The 7,152-nt window shown below is 50.0% G+C and carries 8 protein-coding genes; 3 read left to right on the top strand and 5 right to left on the bottom strand.

The window, feature by feature from the left end; translation table 11 throughout:
• A partial coding sequence (locus tag QZF50_RS21845; RefSeq protein WP_290388990.1) for a transglycosylase SLT domain-containing protein occupies positions 1–287 on the top strand: 287 nt, incomplete at its 5' end.
• A 1-nt stretch (position 288) separates the two neighbouring features.
• Here the strand turns inward: QZF50_RS21845 and QZF50_RS21840 are convergent.
• Entirely contained in the window at positions 289–1,023 is a 735-nt protein-coding gene (locus QZF50_RS21840) for a flagellar brake protein (protein WP_000020161.1), read from the bottom strand.
• Positions 1,024–1,223: 200 nt separating this feature from the next.
• Between QZF50_RS21840 and QZF50_RS21835 the strand changes: the two genes are divergently transcribed.
• Together QZF50_RS21835 and ycgY are read left to right on the top strand one after the other, a co-directional pair.
• Positions 1,224–1,478, top strand: coding sequence for a GlsB/YeaQ/YmgE family stress response membrane protein (locus tag QZF50_RS21835; RefSeq protein WP_000511313.1), 255 nt, complete (start codon positions 1,224–1,226; stop codon positions 1,476–1,478).
• Positions 1,479–1,636: 158 nt separating this feature from the next.
• A complete protein-coding gene (gene ycgY, locus QZF50_RS21830; protein WP_073972145.1) occupies positions 1,637–2,095 on the top strand; it encodes a protein YcgY in 459 nt (152 codons plus the stop codon).
• Positions 2,096–2,173: 78 nt separating this feature from the next.
• Here ycgY and treA read toward each other — a convergent pair whose 3' ends face one another.
• The 4 genes from treA to dhaK form a co-directional block, all read right to left on the bottom strand.
• On the bottom strand, positions 2,174–3,871 hold the full coding sequence (treA, locus tag QZF50_RS21825; RefSeq protein WP_000841714.1) for an alpha,alpha-trehalase: 1,698 nt from the start codon (positions 3,869–3,871) through the stop codon (positions 2,174–2,176).
• A 319-nt stretch (positions 3,872–4,190) separates the two neighbouring features.
• The gene (dhaM, locus tag QZF50_RS21820) at positions 4,191–5,609 is read right to left on the bottom strand and encodes a dihydroxyacetone kinase phosphoryl donor subunit DhaM (RefSeq protein WP_001317008.1); all 1,419 of its coding nucleotides are present in this window, start codon (positions 5,607–5,609) and stop codon (positions 4,191–4,193) included.
• A gap of 10 nt (positions 5,610–5,619) precedes the next feature.
• The gene (gene dhaL, locus QZF50_RS21815) at positions 5,620–6,252 is read right to left on the bottom strand and encodes a dihydroxyacetone kinase subunit DhaL (RefSeq protein ID WP_000059412.1); all 633 of its coding nucleotides are present in this window, start codon (positions 6,250–6,252) and stop codon (positions 5,620–5,622) included.
• Between the two features lie 10 nt (positions 6,253–6,262).
• Positions 6,263–7,152 (bottom strand): dihydroxyacetone kinase subunit DhaK (dhaK, locus tag QZF50_RS21810; protein ID WP_290388989.1); only part of this gene is annotated, 890 nt, incomplete at its 5' end.

Raw genomic sequence — 7,152 nt, 5'->3', positions numbered from 1 at the left:
ATCCAGAGCGTAATATTTCAATGGGGGCGGCTTACCTGAATATTCTGGAAACCGGCCCGCTGGCAGGCATTGAAGATCCGAAGGTACTGCAATATGCGCTGGTGGTGTCATACGCTAACGGGGCAGGTGCGCTGCTACGGACTTTCTCGTCAGATCGGAAAAAGGCGATCAGCAAAATCAACGATTTGGATGCTGACGAGTTCCTCGATCACGTAGCGCGAAATCATCCTGCGCCGCAGGCTCCGCGCTATATCTACAAACTTGAGCAGGCACTGGACGCGATGTAAATCAGTCGCGCACTTTGTCCGCTTTTTCTCGGGCTTCTCGCTCGAGAGAGAAAATAATCCGTTGTAATTGCCGCTCCACCGTCGGGCTGACGTTAAGAAAACGGAAGCTCAGACGGGGAGTGGTGATGGTTTCATTCTTGCCATCAATCACTTTGCGCTCGCTGATGGAGATTAACTGGGCGTCAAAGTGAAAAACACCCCATTGCCCCATGTTGACTTCAATCTGAGCGAAGCGCATGCCTTCTTGTAATTCGGCAGGCTTTGCTGTTTCCAGTAATGCGCCCATGCCGCCTAACGACAAATCATACAGGCGGAAACGTAACGTACTGTTATCCGCCAGTTTGGTCTGGCAAAAATAAGGCGGATGGAGTGGGGCGGAGATGCGGAAATATCGGCGTCGTTGTACAAACCATAAGGTGGGAGGCGGTACGGTGATAAATGCCGGAAGCTGCAAGTATTCACTCTGCTGTAGTTGTTCAACAGTAAACTCGACTTTCGCACCCTGAGTTTCGGCGGTAATGGTAATGTGCTGTGCCTTTAGCACGGCGATGTTGTCTTCGGCTTGACTGCCGAAATCCAGCACCAGTTTATCCGGGGTTATTGCCAGTATTTTGCTGATCAGCTGCCCGCCATTCCAACTGAGACGCAAAGGAATTGCGGCTTTGTGCAAATCGCGTAACACGCCCAGGACGGCTAACGGATTTTGTTTCAGGAACTGCTCATGGTAATGACTCACGCGGAAAAACTCCTGACTGACAAACTGTCTTTGGTTTATCGGTCACAGTTAACAAAACTTAATACAAATGCGTGAATATTTTTTACATGTTGTTCTTAAATCAGCCGACATACGCCCAGCATCGATCCCGCCCTTGCCTATACTTAGAGCGTTGACGTAAGCATTTCTTGCGTCCGATTCATCGAAACGAGGGCCTGAACATGGGAATTATTGCCTGGATTATTTTTGGCCTGATAGCCGGCATTATCGCCAAGCTAATCATGCCGGGGCGTGATGGTGGTGGATTTTTCCTGACCTGTATTCTCGGGATAGTCGGTGCGGTGGTCGGCGGCTGGCTGGCGACCATGTTTGGCATTGGCGGCTCCATCAGTGGTTTTAATCTGCACAGCTTCCTGGTGGCGGTGGTGGGAGCTATTCTCGTTCTGGGCATATTCCGCCTCCTGCGAAGAGAATAAGATTTTCATAAGGCGGATAGCGATACAGATGCCGCTATCCGCTTTCACATCAGAACGTATACTCGACACCTGCTTTACGGGTGAAAAAAATCAATATAGCACTTCGATATCCGATAAAGTCGGTTCCCGGTAACAACAACAGAATCCTTTTTTAATTATTGTTTCGTTGTTTTTGGTGTGATTCAGAAAAAAATATTTTAGACAGTAGCCAGTCAGGCGTTAAAAATGGGGCGGATAGTGAGGCGGTTTTGGCTGCGCTTATTGAACATTTAGAATTGATCAATCCTTCTGGCAGATTAAGCCAAAATACCCGTTCGGCAATGCTTCAGTTACGCGAAGAGGAATGGTCTGAATTCTTTTTTTGGTTGCTAAATTCTCTGGAGTGTCTGGATTATGTGATTATTAATTTAACTCCAGAAAGCAAAAAAACGTTGATGAGTGAACACCGTAACAATATTCAGGTAGCAATTGATGCTTTATATAGCCAACGTCGGCGTAAATCGCCGGGTGATGAAAGTGAAACACTTACCCGTAGAAATGACGCTATCTTCGGCAACCACGTATGGCAAACATTTGCGCAATACTTCCCGCCAGGACTTGAAAAACCGTCTGTGTAGAAAAAACCATAGCTATGGTGTTATCTGCCGACAACGCCATCCGGAGAAGCCGAATGACGTTGTCGGAGTAAGCGCTGGTTAAGGTGTGGGTTGTGCCTCTTTGGTTGAGGGTTGCGTCGTTGCTGACTTAACGGTCGGACGCGTCGCCGGAACATTGTCACACGGTTGCTCTTTCGGGCAGATCAAATCCAGCATTTTCAGCGTCACGCCATTGGTCCAGCCAAAGCCATCCTGTAATGGATATTCGCCACCGCCGCCCCCCGTTCCGGTGGTGCTGACATCATATTTTTCCACCAGCTTTTTCTCCCGGTCATAGGTGTGCTGAACATTGGTCAGGAAGTGCCAGCTAATGTCCATCGCCACCTCTTTTTGCCCGTAGTTTTGTAATCCTTCTGTCGCGACCCACTGTAACGGTGCCCAGCCATTTGGCGCATCCCATTGTTGCCCACTTTTCACCGACGTGGTGTTCAGGCCGCCGGGTTGCAGCAGATGTGTTTTCGTCGCCGTCGCCATTTTGTTGGCGCGATCTTTCGCTGCCGCATTGACGTACAGCGGGAACAGGGCGGCCGCGGTTAACTGATTGCGCACTTTATGACTTTTCAGGTCGTAATCGGCATACCAGCCTTGTTGATCGTTCCACAGGTATTTTTCGATCCCTTTTTGACGGGCATTTGCCAGCGTTTCGTACTGGTTTGCCATCGCGTTATCTCCGGCAGCTTTGCTGGCGCGGGCGAGGATTTTTTCCATTTTAAACATCAGGCTGTTCAGATCGACCGGTACGATGCTGGTGGTGCGTAAGGTATTTAACTGCTGCGGGTTGTCCATCCAGCGCGAGCTGAAATCCCAGCCAGACGCAGCGGCAGAGCGCAGGTCGCGGTAAATTTCAGTGGCAGGTCGATTCGGATTGCTTTTGGCGGTGGCAATATCTTCCACCCATGACTCTGGTCGTGGCGTATCGCGATCGTCCCAGTAGCGGTTGAGAAGGGTACCATCCTGAAGTTTGACAACGCGTTTTTCCTGTTGTCCGGCTTGCAGGTTTTCAACACCGTCCATCCAGTAAGCATATTCTTTTTGCATTTGCGGCAGGTATTGCTTCAACGCGGCATCGCCTTCATGCTGCGCCAGTAACTCTACCATCAGGGCAAAGAAGGGCGGTTGCGAGCGGCTTAAATAGTAACTGCGGTTGCCGTTGGGAATATGACCGTAAGTGTCTATTTCATGAGCAAAATTGGCCACCATATCCGCGACTTTATCCCAGTGACCGCTTTCGGCAAGTCCTAACATGGTGAAGTAACTGTCCCAGTAATATACCTCGCGAAAACGTCCGCCCGGCACGACATAAGGTTCCGGCAGCGGTAACAGAGAATCCCATTTTTCTGTGTTTTCGGTAGAACGCGTTAATACCGGCCAAAGTCCGTCAATATGTTCGCGCAGTGACTGCCCCTCTGGCGGAACATATTTCTCGCCTTCTTTCGGCAGGGTGAAATTGACGTTAACGAAATGGCGCAGATCAAATCCGCTCTGGTTTTGCTGCATCCGATAATCAGCAAGGATCATCAGCGGATCGCTGTTCGGCACGGCATCGGCAAAGGTTTTTTGGTCCGGAAAAAGTTTGGCGTTTTGCACATCATTAAACAGCGGCCCTAATAAAATATCAGGCGGCTGTGGTGTTACCGGTGTTTCTTCTGCCTGCACCGATAGCGCAGCGAAACACAAAAAGATACAGGCTGGAATTAACGCCATTTTTTGCGGGCGAGAAGGTGCGGGGGATTTCATCAATCATTCTCCTTTGGCGAAACCGAATAAAACGGTATTCAAGTATCAGAAAACCTTAGTTCAGGATCGCACTAGCTGCATGATCGAAATCTCATTCTGCGAACTGTCAGGCATTTTAGAAAAGGGAATTAAAGGGATAAATAACGGCGAAATAGAGTGATCAAATAACGTCTGTTTATTAGCCAGCCAGCGGCGTTGGGTTCGTGATTAGCGAAGAAAAATCATCATAAATTGGTGAAAAATATAACAGGTAGTTAAAAACCATTAGTGCTGAGTAAATTGCCGGATGACATCAGAACGATGCCATCCGAACAGTGGCTTAACCCTGACGGTTGAAACGTTGCGTTTTAACGTCCAGCGTTAGCGTTTCTTCTGGTTGTATCGCATACAGTTTCTCACCCTGCTGGCAAATCCAGCCAATCCCCAGCTCACGGGCGATTAGGGCGCTGTGGGATACCGGACTTCCGGCGCTAAGGCAGATACCTTTTACAACCGCCGGATCCAGTTGCAGTACTGTGGAAGGATAAATGTTCTCCGCCAGTAGAATAGTTGGCGAGTTAAACTGCGGGAGTTCTTCTTTCGTTTGGGTCAGGTGGACCAGGGTGCGATGCAGAAGATCGTCCACATCAATATAGCGAGCTTGTAGATATTCATCATCCAGTTGCTGGTATTGCTGGCTAAGTTCTTTAAGAACTTGCTGCCAGGCATATTCTGCCGTGCAATGTTCGTGCTGAAGGAGTTCGCTTGCCGCCGCCAGCAGTTCCGGATCATCTAACAGTGTATGGTGACCAGAAAAGATTGCGGCAATATCGTCAAGCCCGCTGGCTTCTGCTTTCGCTGTTAACGTCATCAGATCTAATAACGTGAAGTCAATGGCCTGGCGTAATCGTTCTTGTTCCTCTTCCACGGTCAGGGTTGATTTTGCCTGTACCGTACATAAAACCGGTTGATAATAAAAGGCTTTACCCGAAACAGGCGGAACGGGACGCAGAGTAGGTGGAACAACTTCCTCCGTTTCACCAAAGTTATCTTCAGCCAGCTGACGGAAAGCGATCAGTGCCTCTTCAGCTTCTGGCCCTTTCGCAATCAGGCGCAGCGTATCGTTATAGCGAACTTGTAGTAACGCAATCTGGTTAATACTCTCTGGTGTGACGCATTTGCCGTTTTTTTCCAGCAACATATCGGCATTAAATGTCGATAAGGTATAAACCAGCCGGGAGGCCGGACGTACATGCAGGCCGTTACGGTTTTTTATGACCACCGCCAGAGAACGGGCTTCTTCATCGTACGCAGGACATGTGTCAGAGATTTTAGTGTCGGAGGACGGTAAACCCAGTTGTTCACGTTTGGCTTCCAGCGCATGCATAGCGTCAAAGATAACTTTGTCGATATCCGCTCCCGAGGCCGCGCTGACCGTTGCTGCCAGTGTACCTTCGACCAACGGCGCAGCACACAAACGTACTTTTGCGGCGATCTTGGGAGCCAGCAATTCCAGCGCAGTTTCAGCACTCAATAATGCGCTACCCATATCCATCATGACCAGCACATGGTCGGCATCAGCAACAGATTCGATGGCCTCCATCACTTTGACGGCATCGGTACCAATAGGATTTTGTGGATCGTCAATTCCCGCGGCAATGGCGATTTTACAACTATCACTCATTAACATCTGACGGGCTAATTCACCGACACCTTCTCCCAGTCGGCTGCTATGTGAAACTATGACCAGGTTTACCATCACCAATTCCTTACTCTTTTGCGGCTAACGCCAACATTTGCATCATAAACATCACCGAGGTCGCGCCGGGATCCTGGTGACCAATACTGCGTTCACCGAGATAACTGGCGCGGCCTTTGCGGGCTTGCATCGTAATCGTACTTTGTGCAGCGGATTCGGCGATTCTACTGGCAGCTTCGAGCGCCACCGGAACAGAGAGATTTTGCTCGCTGGACTGACGTAACGATTCCACCACCGGCACCCACACATCACACATGGTTTTATCGCCAGGTTCGGCTTTCCCGCGACTGATTACGCCGTCCACGCCATCGCGGAACATCTGATAAAGCTCTTCCAGTGTCAGGCTTTGCCGTGCCTGGGTCGCCTGTGCGGCGCGGATAAAGAAGGTACCGAACAGCGGACCACTGGCACCACCGACGCTGGAAAGCAGCGTCATACCGGTATTCTTGAGAATGAAACCGATATCTTTATCTGCGATAGCAGGGAGTTTTTCCACCACTTTGCTAAAGCCTCGGTTCATATTTAGCCCGTGGTCAGCGTCGCCAATTTCGCGATCCAGTCCGGTAAGATACTCGCTCTCGGTGCTGAAAATATCGCCACAACGAGTGAGCCAGTTAACAATTTGAGTTCTGCTCAGTGACATTGCTTTCTCCTTATTTACCCCAGTTAAGGGCCGGGGTGTGGACCGGGGCGTCCCAGAGTGCCAGCGTTTCGTCATCAACTTTCAGTAAGGTGATTGAGAAACCGGTCATATCCAGTGAGGTGCAGTACGCGCCAATTAAATTACGTTCGATAGTCAATCCCGCTTGCTGGCAACGTGTGGTCAGGCGGTTATAGACGCCGTACAGCTCAGAAAGCGGAGTTGCGCCAAGATTGTTAACCAGCGCAATCACCCGATCGCCAGACTGGAGCGGTTGTTTGGTTTGTTGTTCTTCCTGCCAACTGCCTTGTTGATAATCCCAGAAACGCAAAGTGCGATGGTATGAGCCATTTTCCAGCAGGGTGTCGAACATTTCATCGACGGTTTGATCAAGGGAAGAGAAGGAGCGGCGGTCAATACCCGGCTCACCATGAATGCCGACGCCAAACTCCATCTCATTATCCGCCAGGGTAAAAGAAGGTTTGCCCGCGGCAGGAACGGTACAGGCACCGAGAGCGATACCTATTGAGTGGCCTTGATTATTCAACTTACGCCCCAGTTCCGCACAGGCGTCCAGTGAGTCGCCACGCTCCGCCGCTGCGCCTACGAGTTTTTCAATTAATACGGTGTTGGCAACGCCGCGTCGCCCGGCGGTATAAAGACTGTCTTTTACCGCAACGTCGTCATCAATGACCACAGTGGTCACTTTTACGCCGCTATCGTGCAGTAACTCGGTCGCTGTTTCAAAGTTAAGAATATCGCCGGTGTAATTTTTGATAATCAACAGTACACCTTCGCCGCCATCAATTTGCATGGAGCATTCAAAGATTTTATCGGGCGTCGGTGAGGTGAAAATTTCGCCCGGACAGGCCCCCGAAAGCATCCCCTGACCGATATAACCAC

Source organism: uncultured Escherichia sp. (assembly GCF_948475835.1).
Classification (GTDB): Bacteria; Pseudomonadota; Gammaproteobacteria; order Enterobacterales; family Enterobacteriaceae; genus ECMA0423.
The sequence above is the reverse complement of the archived record's forward strand: the minus strand, read 5'-3'. Positions and strand labels throughout refer to the sequence as shown.